This window comes from Paenibacillus sp. FSL R5-0623 (assembly GCF_037974265.1).
In the GTDB taxonomy this organism is placed as follows: Bacteria; Bacillota; Bacilli; order Paenibacillales; family Paenibacillaceae; genus Paenibacillus.
Map to the genome: position 1 here is coordinate 5,960,150 of NZ_CP150233.1, position 15,648 is coordinate 5,975,797.

Here is a 15,648-nt window from a genome sequence, read left to right on the forward strand (position 1 = left end):
CCCCCACCTTTCCTTATGCACTTTCACTTCTCTAAAATGTTTTACTAGCTGGCACAGCACAATCTTACTTGTGTTGTTTACATTTTCACTTCCCTGCAGCCTGCAACAGTTCCAACAATAATTCCTTCCGTCTTCCCTCCGCTTTGCGAGCAAGCGTTGAGAGCTTCTCCACTTTGCCAAAGATCGGATAGAGTACACGTTCCGCTTCATAATGCTCAAGTTCTTGAATCTGTCTAACCAGCAGTTCGAGTATTTCCTCATTCTCCAGTTCGGGTTGAATCTTTAGCTTCAGACTATCGGTCGAACGACGCAAGCTGGCGACTAACGCAGGTATGGCTTGAGCCGTGACACCCTGTTGTTCTACAAATGCCGCAATGAACTTATCCTGAATCAACTGATGCTCATCATCCACTTCACCCATGTAATATTCAAGCAGCGGGAAATACCGCTCATCCACGAGCCCCAGCCCAAAGGTTGCATAACTGCCTGGCATACAGCTTTTCTCTCCCTCGGTATCCTCGTAGAACTCAAACTCCTGGATAGCCTCACGCGCATACTCTTCCAGGAGTGGATGCAACTCCGGGTACTCCAGTGCATTGGCAAAGAATCGGTGGGTATCCGACTTCGCGAGTCCCTTGATCGGCAAATACTGCTTTACGCTGGACTTGAGCTTGATCTTATAACTTTTCGGAAAGCCCTGTTTCAATAAATGAGTGATAAAGGTTAGTGCCTGCTGATAGGCACTTGGCTCTTCCTTACGAATGTGAATGGTCATCAGTGCAAATACATCATTTGCTTTGCATTCTACTTCTTCCGTTTTCACATGAATATCGTCCTTCGCATACGTTCCGCTACCTTCTGTCATCATCCGTGCCGCACGTTTGCTACCAAGCTGCTTCGCAAGTTCCAGAAAAGTCACACCTTTGGGTTTGCTATAACTCGGCTCAAAACGTAGAATCATGACCGCCGCGTATAACAGCAGATCGATTGGTTGAGACTCGGATGTTTGCTGCCCCCCATGCTCGTCCAAATGTTGGCCTGTCTGTGTTTCAATGTTCGATTGAAGCGTTGCTCCGGGCTTAAGTGAATATTCATTGGTACGATAAGGCGAAGACTGAACATCATAATACTGTGGCAAAAACTGATTCTCCGTCCATGCCGTCACCGCACGAGTAATCTCACCACGATGTTCCGCAAGTGCCTCGGGGCGCCCCTGATTCAACGCTTGAATACGTTCATACTGCCTGATGGTCCATGCTACATTCAACTCCGGGAACAGCTTGGGATCGAGCAGATGACTCGTCAAAAAAAAGGATTCCAATGGCTTCGTTGGATATGTACTGTTCTCCAGCTTCTTGTCTACATAGGTATGAATACGCTCAAGGAGCAACTGTCTTTTCTCTTCGTTTATCCATTCCAATAAAGTCAGTTGCAACTTGCCTTCGGTTGTTGGGAATTTCCCGCGGAAGGTAAAGCGGTAGTCAATCAAAGGGGAATTTTCCAGCTTGTCCAATCTTCCCTGCACTACCTCTGCAAGCTTAGGCTCAATCTCGTTCCGTACCTGTTCCTCGGTAAAGGCCCCTGCCTGCTTTGATTTCACATCATTATCCAAACCCAGATCTAGGCTGTCTACCGTGGTCCGTCCAGGTCTGTAATCAAGCACAATATCATTAAAAATACCCATTTGCAGTGTAGTTCGCTTCACAATACTTTCCAAGTCATCCCGCTTTTCCTGTTCATCAAACCATTCATGAATCGTCGTTATCATCTCTTCCATCGCCTGATCATAAAGTGTACTCATCTAATCTCCTGCCTTCCCATACATCTTATGATGTTCATCAACCACACTTGAATTTCTATGAATCCCGGACCAGTCCGAGGTATCTATGTTATACATACGTATTGATGTTCGTATACTACCTATTATTTTACTCTCTCAAGTACACCCGGAACAATAAGGCTTACGCACGGTTGCTTGCTAGTCAAAGAGATCTACGGATTCCTTTCATAACTATGTACGCTCTTGGCATGCCCTCGCTATCATCATCCCCACGTTGTATAATCATTGTATTCCTTTTCAGGAGGTCTGACGAAATGAGCTACAGCAAATACTTCCCCTTGGAAAACTATTTGAATCAAGTTTCAATCACCCTTACATACGCAGAGCTTGAGGAAATTCTCGGTTTTACGTTACCCCCTACAGCGTATAATCGCGAACAATGGTGGGTGAATAATTCCAATAATCATACACAGGCACTATCCTGGTTAAATGCCGGATGGAAGGTGGATAATGTGGTTTTAGGAAAAAACGTTACTTTTGTCCGCTGCGAGTCTAATTGATTATGTACGATATAGATTAATAGTTATAACTCCAAAGACTCTATTTTTCCATAAATGTTATTCGAGACAAAAAAAGCAGGGTAGATCCGATGAATTCATCGTTCTCCCCTGCTTTGTAAATTAATTAACTGTCTTATACCACTCGTTCACTTCGGCGGTAATATCATCCCCGCCCATGGATTTCCACTTTGTCACAAACGCATCAAATTCCTCAATGCCCACCTGACCATAGATGATCTTGCTGAACGTATCCTTTTCCAGCTTGTCGATCGCGTCCTTCTTCATTTTCATCGTCTCAGTTGGTGCTCCCGTGAACTTGTTCTTGATCGCGTTATCTTTATTCGCAACGACGACTTCAGCGGCGACAAATACTTCCGGTTTGTTGGCAATTTTCGTATTTTTCTCAAAAGGGGTCTCCGGCTCTTTGCCCTTCGCAAGTTCCGCCAACGTATCCATCATGAGGTTCGGAATCCGTGCACCGTCATACGTAATCGTATATTTGAGTGGGGATACGCCATCTTTCACTTCAGCTTCACCAACCACTTTGCCGTCCACGATGTCATAGTCGTATCCTTGCGCGAAGCCATGTTCGAACTCGCTGCCCACTTCCGGATTAGCAAAGTTGTCGAACAGATAATTTTGATACGTGAAGAAAATCTCCGGGTTCGCCATATCCTTATTAATCAGCACCACCCCGTTACTTGCACCAGAACCATGTTGATGGCTCTCGCCTGTTGGCCCTGTAGGTAAGGCAATGGCCTTGTACGTGGCACCGTCCACATTTTTCTTCACATCATCAATCGGCCAGTTTGGCATCCAGTGTGGCCCCACGATAATGCCAGCTTTACCTGCAGTGAACAATTCTGCTGCCTTGATCTCGTCATAGACGCCTGCTTCTTTGGGCAGGTAACCTTTGGACAACCAATCTTTCATCGTTGCAAGACCTTCCTTCACACCTGGCTGAATGGAGCCATATTGCAGTGTTCCGTCTCCGGCATCATTCCACTGTCCAGGCATCGTGTTGTACATGCCGAAGATCCAGCCGGATTCCGTCATCCAGCTATTGAGCGCATTTTTCATACCCACGGTCAGACCATACGTATCTTTCTTACCGTTCCCATCCGGGTCCTGATTCGTAAAAGCATCCATGACCGTAACCAGTTCATCCATGGTTTTTGGTTCTTCCAGTCCCAGCTTCTTCAGCCAGTCTTCCCGAATAAACATGACCGAATCGCCGTTGTAGGCATAATCGAAGATTGGAATGCCATAACGCTCGCCCTCATACATGTACGGATACCATTCCTCCGGCGCCGATTCTGATGCCTGTTTCCATGTGTCCGAAGCATACTTGTCAAACAACTCACCTGCATTCGCAAATTTGCCGGACTCAATTAATTCTCGGACCAGATTGTAGTCTCCCCGAATGGAGACGATATCCGGCAGTTCTTCGTTAGCGGACAGGGACAAGCGTAATTTCGTGTAAAATGCATCATTGGTCACTGATACGGCCCACGGTGTGGTCAGATCGATGCCAAGTCGTTCCTTGGCCCATTTGGTATGCACATTGTTCTGTGCCGTTTCCCCGTTCTTGAATTTCGTATCATCATTCCAGGCCCGCAGATAACTCATCTGTACAGCCGGTTCATACTTCCCATCTTGCAGAGCAAGTGGTGCAGCGGCTTCCTTCGCCGGTTCTTCCTTGGCCCCCGAACTACATGCCGTTACAGCAACCATCGTGATCGCGAGCAATGTTGTCATCATTTTTCTATACATGAACTAACCCCTCCTCAGGTAACTTGGATACCCTTATGTGCCAAATGCACCTTACATGAAAAGGATAGTGCAGCCGGGGAGGCAAACATATATCACAATTTCAATGTTCATATTGATTTGTTAACCGTTGCGAAAATCCTGCGGGGTCAGTCCATAATGTTTGCGGAACACCTGAATGAAATAAGGCGTGTTATTGTACCCCACTTCCTGACCGACTTCATAGATCTTCATCGCCGTATGCTTGAGCAAATGAACCGCACGTTCCATTCTGGAACGGATAATATAATCACTAATGCCTTCACCTGTGGATTGTTTGTACATTTTCGACAGATATACAGGGTGCAAATGCACCTCTCCGGCAATGACTTGTAACGATAGATCCTCGCCTAGATGATGGTCAATCCATTGCTGCACCTGCCGAATCAGCGTTGATCCGGCATCCTGTCCCGCATCGCTTGTGCTCTCTTCCCACTGCTGCATCACACTTCTGGTCCACGTTTCCAGACTACGCAGCGAGATGCCATAACCATCCTTGAGCAACTGCTGGTACTGCTCGCCAAGCACTTCGGCTAACTGTCTTCCTTCCCGATGAGCCATATAGGAGAATGCCGCCGCCAAATAATGAAAAGCCACATACACATGTTCCGGAAACACACTGTTCGACAGTTCAGCAAAGATCTGATCAATCTTACGGTGTGCATCCTCCATGCGCCCGGCTTCCAGTAACGTCGTCAGACCCGGCGGTTCATACAGCGCTGCAAGAGACTTCAACGTGGCCCCATTGGTTCCTGCCGCCGCATTCAGATGTAATCCTTTGCCAGCCTCGGCTTGCTTGCGAAGCGCACTGACGGCTTGATGATATAGCTGGGGCACCTGATCTGGGAAACGCCCCATGCGGCTAACGGACAGGGAAATGGTCGCGTTCAGATACTGCCTCACACTGTGAAGCAATCGTTCTCCAAGTCGGCCCATTAGCATTTCAGGTTCGGCTTGGGTTTGTTTGGGACTGGCCATGAAGACCAGATCATCATAGGCATCATCCGTATGACAGAGATGATAGGTACTGCCGTAGATCTCTTCCACCACATTCGAGATGGCGTACTTCATCAGTCGAAACGCTTTATGTGTGGGTTGATGGTCATCATACCGGATGAGCAGCAGCTGCATTTTATCCTGTGGACGGAACCCGATCTCCAGTTGCTCCAGCTTACCTTCGAGTTCAGCATCCGCAAATTTATGCCCTAACAGTACATCCTTCATTAGCTCCGCCCGCTTCTCGGGCAGATGTTCCCTCACTGAATACATGGCCCGCTGATGCAGCATCTGTTTCTCACCCTCCAGGCGAATCTGCACGGCGGCCTGCTGCACGGATTCGATCAGTTCCTCATCCCTGACCGGTTTGAGCAGGTAACTGACTGTTCCATGTTTGAGCGCCTGCTTCGCATAATCGAAGGAAGCATGCCCCGATAAAATAATACATTTGGTCTGTTCCCACTTTTGCCGGATATGACTGACCAGATCCAGACCGGACAGACCCGGCATGCGAATATCCGTAATAATAATATGGACCTGATGTGATGCCATATGTTCCAGGGCCTCTTTGACCGAATAGGCTTTGAATACCTGACCAATCCCGTGTTCTCTCCACGGTATCGAAACAGCGATCGACTCTACTGCCGAATGTTCATCATCCACGACCATCAGATTCATCATGCGGTTGTTCCTCCTCAAACCATCGAATTTCTACACTAAGTCCACCGTAGGGAATCGCTCCAAAATGAAGCCCCGACGACAGCCCATATCGCGTAACGAGACGCTGGTGCACATTCCACGTGCCTGTTCCAATCTCTTCACCCATTGGTTCATTGATCTCCCGTTCCAATTCGGCAATCTCTTCCGCTGTCAGCGTGACACCATCATTATCAACAAACAGGCTATATCTTGTATATTTCCGACCCTCAATATGTTCGGGTACCGCCATTCCCGTTACGACGACATGCCCACTGCCTTCCATCGGCTCAATGCCATGGATCACCGCATTCTCTACAATCGGCTGGATGAGCAGTCGCGGAATGTGAAGCTGCATCAGTTGCTGCGGTACGGCAATCTCGTAGGTCAGCCGGTTGGTCCGCATCTGTTGAATGGACAGATAATGGTCCAGCAGCCGAATCTCTTCTTCTACTGTTGTCATGTCATTCTCGCCCCGCGTAATATAGCGATAGTAGTCTCCCAGACTTAGCGACATGGCAATAACCGCTTCACGGTTGCCAAGCTGGGTCATATTTTTGATATAAAACAGGCAGTTGTACAGGAAATGCGGATTGATCTGTGATTGCAGATGTTTCAATGTCGCTTCCCGTGAACGGATACGCTCCTCGTATACCTTCTCGATCAGTTCCTGAATCTGCTCTGCCATATGGTTAAAGCTTTGGGTGAGATACGCGAATTCATCACGGGAGTGATCGACTGGAATCCGAGTGGACAACTGGCCTTTACGAATCTGTTGCAGCCCTCTCATCAAACGATGGATGGGCACCTGGACTTTTCGATACAAAAGCAGTGCGGCCCCGATACTCAGCACGAGCAGTAACAGAATGGAGGTAATAAACATATTTCGGCTCTTGTCCATTGGGGTCAGCAAATCATCCAATACCACAGGGTTCACGTATACCGCTTGCAGTTGTTTGGAGTGCACGTAACTGACCAGATATTGTTTACCGCCCACTTCCAATTGATGATTGCCTTCCCTCTCCGGCCCGTTAAAAGGCATATCACGCATGATCGCTTCGACCAGTTCGGGGTCCGCCGTACGGTTCAGCAACGGATCATTACCTGGTACCAGCAAGAAGGGATCTCCTCCCTGTGTCTCTTTGAAATCATCCAACATGGCAACCACGTTCATCGGGTCAAAATTAATCTCCATCACCGTTCGTACGCCTGTATTCACCGGTTTTTCATTCCACTCGTAGTTATCCGTGAAAAAGTAGGTGAAACTCCCCTTCTCCAGCTGCCATTGGCCAGGTTGCGGGAACGTCAACATCTTCTCATCGTAGACCGTCCGGCTGGACATGGTGGATAACACAAGTTCCGCTTGTGGCAGGACAATGGTAATATCGTTCTTCCAGCGGCTCGTGGACTGGTACAACGATAATTTGTCGAGAATATCCAGATAGATGCTGTTCTTCTCATATTGGCTGGTGGAATCCGTCATGTAACGGTAGTGCAGGATGCTCGGATCTCGAAGCAACGTCAGGCCATACAGCGAGAGCTGCTCGATATTTTTATCAACCTGGGAACTGAAATAATTGAACTGGTTCAGACTCGACTGCTGTTTTTCTTCAACGACCATGTCCACATTTGCCTGGTTCGCATACGTATAGAGCAGCAGAATGGGTACGAGCAGGCAGATTAAGAGAATGACCGTCTTCGCAAATACTGTGAATTTCATTGTTTCACCCTGTCCCTGAATTTGAAGTCGTTCTACACCGAAGTCCTATTTTATATTGAAAACCCTTACATTTCTATATGATTTTATGTTCTCCAGCTTTCCTGTGACTTGAAATCCTCTGTTTCCATCAACAAGTTAATATTTCAACATCCGAATTGAAATGTTGTTCTATAGTCCGCCCTTTTCCATTGCTATAATTCAGTTGCTCCACTCTGTGCAGAGGCATGATCGCCTCATATTGCCGGGGTTGGACGAGATAAAGGAGGGACCCTGATGGCTATAGAACAACCGTTAACAACCAATACGCCGGTACGAAAAATGACACCCCATCCACGCAAACGTACCCGCTGGAATTTCAAACGCACATGGCCGCTGCATCTAATGCTGCTGCCTGCTGTACTGCTCACTTTACTGTTCGCTTATGTGCCCATGGGCGGCATTATTATTGCTTTTCAAGACTTCAAACCGTGGCTGGGATTCACTGGCTCCAAATGGGTGGGCTGGGACAACTTCCGGTTCATGTTCGAATATCCCGACAGCGTTCAGGTCATCTGGAACACGGTACTGATCGCTTCAATGAAGATTGTGGCTGGACTTGTAGCCCCTGTGGTGTTTGCCATTTTGCTGAACGAGGTTCGGAACTCCACGTTCAAACGTTTCTCACAGACCTTGGTGTATCTGCCCCATTTCCTGTCCTGGGTTGTCCTGGGCGGCATTCTGCTCGATATGTTATCACCGGAAGGTGGGCTGGTAAATCAGGTGCTGGCCGCGGCTGGCGTTGAACCGATCTTCTTTCTGGGGGATGGCGACTGGTTCCGTGTAACGGTGGTTGTCAGTGATGTGTGGAAGGAATTTGGATTCGGAACAATTGTATTTCTGGCAGCACTTGCGGGCATTAACCCGGCATTGTACGAGGCTTCGGAGGTAGATGGGGCAACACGACTCAGACAGACATTGCACATTACCCTGCCTGCACTTGTGCCAATGATTATCGTGGTAGGTACGTTATCGCTGGGCAATATCCTGAATGCAGGCTTTGACCAGATCTTTAACCTGTACAATCCCTTGGTATATGAGAAAGGTGATATTATCGATACCTTTGTCTACCGGATGGGGATTCTGAATGGCAAAATGAGCTTTGCGACAGCCGTTGGACTATTCAAATCATTTGTCGCGATGTTCCTGGTCATCTCTGCGTATCGGATGGCTTACAAAATCGCCAATTACCGTATATTTTAAGGAGGAATCAAGGTGTATCACAAAACAACTGGGTACCGTATATTCAATGGTTTTAACCTGATATTCATCGCGGCCGTCTCAATCCTGTGCATCCTGCCACTGGTCCATATTCTGGCCGTTTCCTTCAGTGGTAAAGCGGCAGCATCCGCCAATCTGGTGACACTTTGGCCCATAGATTTTACGGTGGACGCCTATACCAAAACATTTGGTAACAGTAACTTTCTGAGTGCACTCTGGATTTCAGTCCAACGTACGATTCTGGGCACACTGCTCAGTATGACACTTGTCTTCCTGACGGCTTATCCGTTATCCAAGGAAAGTCTGCATTTCAAAGGGCGCTCATTATATGCGTGGTTTTTCATCTTCACGATGCTATTTAGCGGGGGATTGATTCCATCCTACATTTTGATCCAGAAGCTTGGACTGATGAATACGATGTGGGCTCTGATTTTGCCGGGAGCAGTGGCTGTCTGGAACCTGATTCTCATGAAGAACTTCTTCCGTAACGTGCCGAAAGAGCTGGAAGAAGCCGCATTTATTGATGGGGCCAACCATATCACAACTCTGTTCAAAATCTACCTGCCTGTATCCATGCCCGCCATTGCCACGATTTCTTTATTCACGATGGTAGGTCAGTGGAATTCCTGGTTCGACGGGCTGATCTATATGAATGATGCTTCCAAATATCCACTCGCCACGTTAATGCAGACTATAATCGTACAGCAGGATTTCTCCAACATGAACGTGGATGCAACGCAGCTCCAGAACATGTCTCAACGTACGGTGAACGCGGCCCAGATATTTATTGGCGCTCTGCCGATTCTGCTCGTATATCCGTTCTTGCAGCGTTTCTTCGTTAAGGGAATTGTGCTCGGGGCGGTAAAAGAGTAAGGCAAACACACGGAATTCCTTCTTGGAATTCTTTGTTCAGAAAGGTTATGATTTCAGCTGATTCGTGATCGTTCTCCCACGAGTTGCGTTGTTATATTCATTAATTAACTCATCCAATACCATGGATTGGCGAATAACCTCCGGATGCCATAGTTCCGGGTATTGAGCTGCAACCTGGTAGAGCCTTTGCCGTGCATGTTCGATACATTCCTGAATGGTTTCCGGATTATGTACCATACTCCCGCCCCCTGTTGTCCTTGTATATCATCATCCAAAAAAGACCATCTAATATAATATTCGGAACAAGAGGGGGTTTGGATTACCCCAAAATTAAAATTTTGGTTATTTTTTCTTGTAAAAGTTATTATTAGCGTGGATCACATGGGCTGATATGTATATGTTCAATACAAATAAACCGGATGGGCTGCGGCCTGTCCGGTTTTATTCTTGCTGAGTTTTTCAATTTTCTCTATCATGCTCCATTTATCTTAATCCAACATCCTTAAAACGATTGCCTATCGTCTCTGGAAAGACACGTTTAATGGCATCAATGGCACGTTGTTCCGTAGCCCCTGCCTTCCCTATAAGCTTAATTATCCTTTGCACACATTCCGGTTCTCTTGAATCCCAAGAGATGGAGTTGTCTATTTCCTCAACGATCAATGTATACAGGTTTGCGAGTAGCTCATACTCGTCTATGACCTGGTCCATTAGTATGGACAGATGTTTAAGTCCTGCCACATAAGAGGCCATATCCCATCTTGATTTGGCATAATAGCGAAGGACTGTTGCCGCTTGTTCTGCGTCATATATTCCTGACTGCAAAACACCAGCAATAGCGGCATACGCAGCCGCCCCACAGGCATAATCTTGGGGTGGCAGCATATAATCATGGGTTTCCCATTTGTACACGGCCTGGATTAACGATTCCTTGCAGACCTCCCATAGATCTATGGGTGCACAGGCTTCCAGAACCTGATAATACCAGTAGGGTGTACTGTTCCTCCCAAACGAATCATAGGGCAGACGGATGACTTCATTGCCTTTACTTTCACAGATCAATAGCACCTGTTCCACATCATCATATCCAGTAACAATGACAAATTGATCGTGCCAGAGAATCGCACCTACGCCCCGGTTAATGGAAGCTTTGATATCCAGCAGAGCCTGCTTCTGATACAGGGGAAAGGTTGGTTCGAATGAAAAGCCCGCTGCCTGGCTCGCCGTCACCCCAATGAAGTCTGCTGCGACAAAGTTCTCTGCCATCCAGTTGTATGCGGAGATTGACTCTGACGTCAGACGCCGATCCACCACTAGTCTGAATGCACTTGCAGTCATGCCTGCAATCATGTAGTGTGGGAAAACCGTCCACTGTTTATGTAATAAAATACGATGCATCGCATCTGTATACGCGCTCACACTGCTCCATGATCTATATTCATCAGCAAAATTCACAGCTTGCGGAGATTGAATCCAGTCCTGCAATACCATTTTTGTCGCCATCATCCTTCACTCCTTCCTCTCTCATCCTATCGTGCGGAGTGTGCTCCCCACCGTGGTATAGTGGATCTTTTACGGTCAGGATACTTACTGGATATCACTCGAAAATAATCAATAGCCTGCTCTTCCAGTGCTTTCGCCTTCACTAGTACCTGTGCTAAATCTTCTGTGGTATCTGATCGCAAGACACGTCTATTCTCCTGCTGAACCATATATCCCTTCATTTGGTCAATTAACGTCTCAAGCTGTACATAACACGAACAAGCGTGGTCCAGTTCGTTCCATATCCCTCGAACACCCTGTAAATACATTCGTATTTCGGATCGCGAATGGCAGAAGGATTCCAAAATATAACCTGCACCGGATTCATCGAAATCCCCACTCCGCAGGGCCTCCACCCACACATCATATGCCTTTTTACCCGAAGCAATATTCTGATCAGGTAACAGACGATAGGGAATATCCCAATCCTCAATCGCCAGTCGCAGGGATTCCAGCAGCATCTGTTGTTCAGGGATGCGAACCTGATCACCAAACACCTGACAATACCAAAATCCGGTAAAGTTTAACCCGAAATTGTCATACAACAAAATCTGCGGTTCCTCGCTCCATCCGTCTTGCACATAAAAGATGCGGTCACTGTCATCATATCCATGAATAACACCGAACTCAGGAATCCAGTAAATCACACCAGTGCCTTCATCAATACTCCGTCTCACCCAGTTCACTGCATCCTGCTGGTAATAACCGAACGTGGAATGACGTGTACGTCCCCCATCCCAGATCGTGAATATCCCCAGGTTATCGACTCCGGGACGATGTGCTTCCCCCCATTGTCCATACGCTGTAACCGACATGGGAAGTAGTCTGCGATGCACCGACAGCTTGAAAGCCATGCCCGTAAATCCGGCAAGTACAACCTTGGAACCTTGAAACTGGCCCGTATGGGTTAGTATCGCATGCAGACTATCGACGTACGATTTGGACTCCCGCTTCATGATGAGGTTATCTAAAATATTCTCAGCCAAGGATGGATCTTCTCCTCTCTATGCTGCTTTATTCCACGTTTTGCTTACGTTGTATCGAGAGTCTGTCCATTAATCCTTCCGCGCTTTGCTGAAGCTTGCGCCTAAGCCACCCAGGAGACAATAGTTCCTCCCATTCGCTAATAAACAAATGCTGCAAGAAAGCGTCCGTGTCATAAAATTCAATTGAATAAATCTGATCTTGCCTAGACTGGATACGATACCCTTGCCATAGGTCCATTTGCTGCAATTCTTTCAAGCGAATCTCAGCTACAAACGGTTTACGCACAGGGAGTGGTTCTTCCCATCCACCTAGGAGCGCATCTGACCTGTACTCAAATCTCTCATCCAAGATCGATACATGAACAATGCCCTCCAAGCGAATAGCCACTTGCTGTACAGGGTCTGCTTCATAACCCACCACGTAATCGGCGTTAAACTGGGATATCATCTTCAATGGACACAAGGAAAACTGCCGTTCTCCATCGTGATCCCTATAATGAATATGTACTCTGCGCAAGTCAGTTATGGCATGGGACAACAATTCGAAGAATTGCAGTTGTTTCGGTTGCGCCGAAAATACCGGAAGCTCGCTACTTCCCATCGGTTGTTCCTCCAGCGTAAAACGCTCCAGCAAATGTGCTACACGTTTCACCGCGTCCGATTGATCATAATCATAATGTCGATATCGATGCGCCAGATATTTCAGCACACGCTGCTCTTCTTCGGTCATATACAAATGGGGCAATCGAAAAGTCTGATCCTCATAACAATAGCCCCGATATTTTGCCATATACACCAAAGGGGCTCGCAGGGAACTTGCCATATATTCAATATACGCTGAGCCTGACGACGGGAGATTTCAAATTCACGGGCAAGCCAGCTGCTATTCGGAAAACGTCCACCCCGAATCTGTTCGTCAAACCAGTGAATCCGATGCATGTTACTCATCTTCCCGCCCCCATCTCATCCATTCCTAATATATTCGATTATATCAAAAGACATGGCCCGTTCCGAAGAACAGGCCGGTTATGTTACACATGTGCCTTATCCACTCTGGATTGCACGGCTTTGAAGCATTTCTTGCATACTTTCAGACTTGTACCGTCTGTTTTTGTTTGCGTATACAACAATTTAATTCGGGTACTGCTACACACCGGACATGTTCCCCGGCCCCTGGAAGGAAGACTCCACAAGACGCGTCCTCTTTTCGTTTTTGCCAATGGTTGTGAACCTCTTTTCGATATGGTTTGTGTGTTCACCGTTATTATATAGGGCATGGTACGACACAGAATGTCGCATCAGTATTAGAAGTATTTCTAAAAGTCCCCAATTGATCACGAAGTAGACCACGAAGTAGACCACGAAGCGAACTCGACATCGAATCTTGCGAGAACCTTCTCGGTGCTGAATCGTTAACTTTTTGAACATGCAGTATTAGGAAATAAAAATGTCCCCTCTTCGACCTGAAGAAAGGACAACGTTTAGGAAGGATCTGTGCTCTTCTGAGCTGCGGCCTGCAATAACGGTTGCAGGAGTCCGGGAAAGCGCGTTTCCAAATCATCGGATCGCAGGGTGAGAAAATGCTGTGTGCCCTGTACTCTGACCCGAATAACTCCGGCTTCCCGCAGGGTGCGAATGTGGTGCGACATCGTTGACTTCACAACAGGTGCATGAAAATGGCTGCACGGCTGCTCTCCACTTCTGGCTGCTTCTACAACAATCCCAAGACGGGTCGGGTCGCTTAACGCATACAATACGGAGGAAAGTTCAATATCTGACACCTGTGGATGATGTAAAATTTTCATACTGTAGTCTCCTTTTCTCAGACTATCCATTGTATTTTAACACACATCCATGATATATTTCTAATGTTCGACATCAATCGAACTTTAATGATTTCGTTATGTAACCCCTGCTGTTAGGCACGGGATTGACATCATACTACATTTTGCAAATGTTACACACCGTTTCTGAAATGTTGCGAAATACACATCACTTTAGGAGGTTTTTATGAACAACACCGCAACCGCATCATCAGGGGAACGGACCGGAATACAGGAAGGATTAATTGTAGGCTTGCTTGGCTTCACCGTTGTACTCGTTGTGATGAATACAATGATGTTTAATCTGGCCCTGCCCAAAATTGCAGCCGAATTTATGCTTACATCTGTCGCTTCCTCATGGATTGTTACAGGGTATTCCATTGTATTTGCCATTTCCTCGATTACGTTCTCACGTCTATCGGATTTCATACCTATTCGTACATTATTCACGACCGGGCTTACGTTACTTGGTGCGGCATCCGTTCTCGGGTTCTTCAGTAATCATTTCATCATTTTGCTCATTGCACGCCTGATCCAGGCTGCGGGTGCTGCTTCGGTTCCCGGGCTCGCTATTGTACTGATTACCCGATACATTCCCAATGATCGCCGGGGTAAATCGATGGCTGTCATCATGTCCGCGAGTTCACTGGGGCTTGGACTTGGTCCCGTCATCGGCGGAAGTATTACTCAGTTTCTGGGATGGCATGATCTGTTTATCGTTACAGGATTAACGTTATTCTTGATTCCTGTATTCTTCAAACTGCTTCCTCGGGAAACACCGCAAAAAGGTTCATTTGACCTGCTCGGTGCCGTGCTTCTCGCCATCGGTACTACAGGTGTGTTGTTATTCCTGACTTCCCGTCAGTGGTACACGCTTGTTATCGGTGCTGCGGCACTGCTTCTGTTCTGGCTCCGAATTCGGCGAGCGGCAGACCCGTTTGTTCAACCTGCTTTGTTCAAAGACAAAAAATATATGATGCTCAGCTCGCTGGGGATTGTATCGTACATTAATAACTTCTCAACGTTGTTTCTGTTACCGCAAATTTTGGCACATCTATATGGACTGACACCTGCTCAATCGGGACTTGTCATCTTCCCGGGTGCAGTCGTGTCCATGCTGCTGTCCAACCGGATCGGCCGGATGATTGACCGACATGGCAATACGTTGCTGCTGAAGTTTGCACCATGGTTGCTACTGGCAGCTGCCGGGTTATTCGCCTTATTTGCAGACAATAACATCTACGCCATTATGGCTGTCTATGTCCTGCTCAGCGTAGGTTTCTCTTCCCTAACCACCAGCGTGTCCAATGAATTGTCTGGCAATCTGACCATGGATCAGGTCGGTGCAGGTATGGGATTGTTCCAACTTAGTCAGTTCTTCAGCGGTGCTTTCAGCGTTGCTGTTACTGGCGTAGCATTAACTGCGATGCAGAACTTGCCACTCTCCTCGGCGTACACCAATATTTTCTGGGGTATGACCGTGGTTGCACTCGCATCGGTTATCTTCTCTCAGGTGTATCTGAGAATGCAGTCACAGAAAAAAGCTGCTGCTTAATATGAAGCAAATCATCAAAAAGGCCCGTAAAGCGACGTTTGCTTTACGGGC

General features: G+C 47.2%; 14 protein-coding genes. 4 read left to right on the top strand and 10 right to left on the bottom strand.

Translation table 11 applies throughout. The features are described 5' to 3' along the window. Nucleotides 1-85: 85 nt before the first annotated feature. Nucleotides 86-1,801 carry a DUF6138 family protein gene (locus tag MKY92_RS26290; protein ID WP_339298182.1) on the bottom strand — a complete coding sequence of 572 codons (1,716 nt, stop codon included), beginning with the start codon at nucleotides 1,799-1,801 and terminating at the stop codon, nucleotides 86-88. Between the two features lie 293 nt (nucleotides 1,802-2,094). On the opposite strand from MKY92_RS26290, the gene MKY92_RS26295 reads away from it, so the two are divergent. Next, nucleotides 2,095-2,340: a hypothetical protein gene (locus MKY92_RS26295; protein ID WP_339179545.1), complete on the top strand. Its 246-nt coding sequence runs from the start codon at nucleotides 2,095-2,097 to the stop codon at nucleotides 2,338-2,340. A gap of 120 nt (nucleotides 2,341-2,460) precedes the next feature. Here the strand turns inward: MKY92_RS26295 and MKY92_RS26300 are convergent, their stop codons facing one another. The 3 genes from MKY92_RS26300 to MKY92_RS26310 all read right to left on the bottom strand — a co-directional run bounded on the left by MKY92_RS26300 (nucleotide 2,461) and on the right by MKY92_RS26310 (nucleotide 7,561). Next, the gene (locus MKY92_RS26300) at nucleotides 2,461-4,113 is read right to left on the bottom strand and encodes an extracellular solute-binding protein (protein WP_339298183.1); all 1,653 of its coding nucleotides are present in this window, start codon (nucleotides 4,111-4,113) and stop codon (nucleotides 2,461-2,463) included. A gap of 120 nt (nucleotides 4,114-4,233) precedes the next feature. After that, nucleotides 4,234-5,826, bottom strand: a complete 1,593-nt coding sequence (locus MKY92_RS26305) for a response regulator (RefSeq protein WP_339298184.1) — start codon at nucleotides 5,824-5,826, stop codon at nucleotides 4,234-4,236. Next, complete coding sequence (locus MKY92_RS26310) at nucleotides 5,801-7,561, bottom strand: histidine kinase (RefSeq protein ID WP_036606811.1); 1,761 nt, start codon at nucleotides 7,559-7,561, stop codon at nucleotides 5,801-5,803. Before MKY92_RS26310 ends, MKY92_RS26305 begins: the two co-directional genes overlap by 26 nt. 318 nt (nucleotides 7,562-7,879) lie before the next feature. Here MKY92_RS26310 and MKY92_RS26315 point away from each other — a divergent pair, with 318 nt between their 5' ends. Together MKY92_RS26315 and MKY92_RS26320 are read left to right on the top strand one after the other, a co-directional pair. Further along, nucleotides 7,880-8,800: an ABC transporter permease subunit gene (locus tag MKY92_RS26315; protein WP_036668173.1), complete on the top strand. Its 921-nt coding sequence runs from the start codon at nucleotides 7,880-7,882 to the stop codon at nucleotides 8,798-8,800. Nucleotides 8,801-8,812: 12 nt separating this feature from the next. Further along, nucleotides 8,813-9,691 (top strand): carbohydrate ABC transporter permease, encoded by an 879-nt coding sequence (locus MKY92_RS26320; RefSeq protein WP_339298185.1) that lies wholly within the window; start codon nucleotides 8,813-8,815, stop codon nucleotides 9,689-9,691. 45 nt (nucleotides 9,692-9,736) lie between these two features. Here the strand turns inward: MKY92_RS26320 and MKY92_RS26325 are convergent, their stop codons facing one another. The 6 genes from MKY92_RS26325 to MKY92_RS26350 form a co-directional block, all read right to left on the bottom strand. Next, complete coding sequence (locus tag MKY92_RS26325; protein WP_221820680.1) at nucleotides 9,737-9,928, bottom strand: aspartyl-phosphate phosphatase Spo0E family protein; 192 nt, start codon at nucleotides 9,926-9,928, stop codon at nucleotides 9,737-9,739. Between the two features lie 246 nt (nucleotides 9,929-10,174). Then, a complete protein-coding gene (locus MKY92_RS26330; RefSeq protein WP_339298186.1) occupies nucleotides 10,175-11,197 on the bottom strand; it encodes a hypothetical protein in 1,023 nt (340 codons plus the stop codon). A 23-nt stretch (nucleotides 11,198-11,220) separates the two neighbouring features. Then, nucleotides 11,221-12,219, bottom strand: coding sequence for a hypothetical protein (locus MKY92_RS26335; protein WP_339298187.1), 999 nt, complete (start codon nucleotides 12,217-12,219; stop codon nucleotides 11,221-11,223). Between the two features lie 28 nt (nucleotides 12,220-12,247). Then, entirely contained in the window at nucleotides 12,248-13,009 is a 762-nt protein-coding gene (locus MKY92_RS26340) for a WYL domain-containing protein (protein WP_339298188.1), read from the bottom strand. A gap of 241 nt (nucleotides 13,010-13,250) precedes the next feature. Further along, nucleotides 13,251-13,439 carry a hypothetical protein gene (locus MKY92_RS26345; RefSeq protein WP_074096524.1) on the bottom strand — a complete coding sequence of 63 codons (189 nt, stop codon included), beginning with the start codon at nucleotides 13,437-13,439 and terminating at the stop codon, nucleotides 13,251-13,253. A 261-nt stretch (nucleotides 13,440-13,700) separates the two neighbouring features. Next, a complete protein-coding gene (locus MKY92_RS26350) occupies nucleotides 13,701-14,024 on the bottom strand; it encodes a helix-turn-helix transcriptional regulator (RefSeq protein ID WP_339298189.1) in 324 nt (107 codons plus the stop codon). A gap of 205 nt (nucleotides 14,025-14,229) precedes the next feature. On the opposite strand from MKY92_RS26350, the gene MKY92_RS26355 reads away from it, so the two are divergent. After that, entirely contained in the window at nucleotides 14,230-15,597 is a 1,368-nt protein-coding gene (locus MKY92_RS26355) for an MFS transporter (protein ID WP_339298190.1), read from the top strand. The last annotated feature ends 51 nt before the right edge of the window (nucleotides 15,598-15,648 follow it).

Excerpts from the sequence above, each read along its gene's own strand:
- MKY92_RS26340 (WP_339298188.1), bottom strand. The coding sequence starts at position 13,009 with ATGGCAAAATATCGGGGCTATTGTTATGAGGATCAGACTTTTCGATTG.
- MKY92_RS26300 (WP_339298183.1), bottom strand. The coding sequence starts at position 4,113 with ATGTATAGAAAAATGATGACAACATTGCTCGCGATCACGATGGTTGCT.
- MKY92_RS26290 (WP_339298182.1), bottom strand. The coding sequence starts at position 1,801 with ATGAGTACACTTTATGATCAGGCGATGGAAGAGATGATAACGACGATT.
- MKY92_RS26295 (WP_339179545.1), top strand. The coding sequence starts at position 2,095 with ATGAGCTACAGCAAATACTTCCCCTTGGAAAACTATTTGAATCAAGTT.
- MKY92_RS26355 (WP_339298190.1), top strand. The coding sequence starts at position 14,230 with ATGAACAACACCGCAACCGCATCATCAGGGGAACGGACCGGAATACAG.
- MKY92_RS26330 (WP_339298186.1), bottom strand. The coding sequence starts at position 11,197 with ATGATGGCGACAAAAATGGTATTGCAGGACTGGATTCAATCTCCGCAA.
- MKY92_RS26350 (WP_339298189.1), bottom strand. The coding sequence starts at position 14,024 with ATGAAAATTTTACATCATCCACAGGTGTCAGATATTGAACTTTCCTCC.
- MKY92_RS26315 (WP_036668173.1), top strand. The coding sequence starts at position 7,880 with ATGACACCCCATCCACGCAAACGTACCCGCTGGAATTTCAAACGCACA.
- MKY92_RS26310 (WP_036606811.1), bottom strand. The coding sequence starts at position 7,561 with ATGAAATTCACAGTATTTGCGAAGACGGTCATTCTCTTAATCTGCCTG.
- MKY92_RS26325 (WP_221820680.1), bottom strand. The coding sequence starts at position 9,928 with ATGGTACATAATCCGGAAACCATTCAGGAATGTATCGAACATGCACGG.
- MKY92_RS26305 (WP_339298184.1), bottom strand. The coding sequence starts at position 5,826 with ATGATGAATCTGATGGTCGTGGATGATGAACATTCGGCAGTAGAGTCG.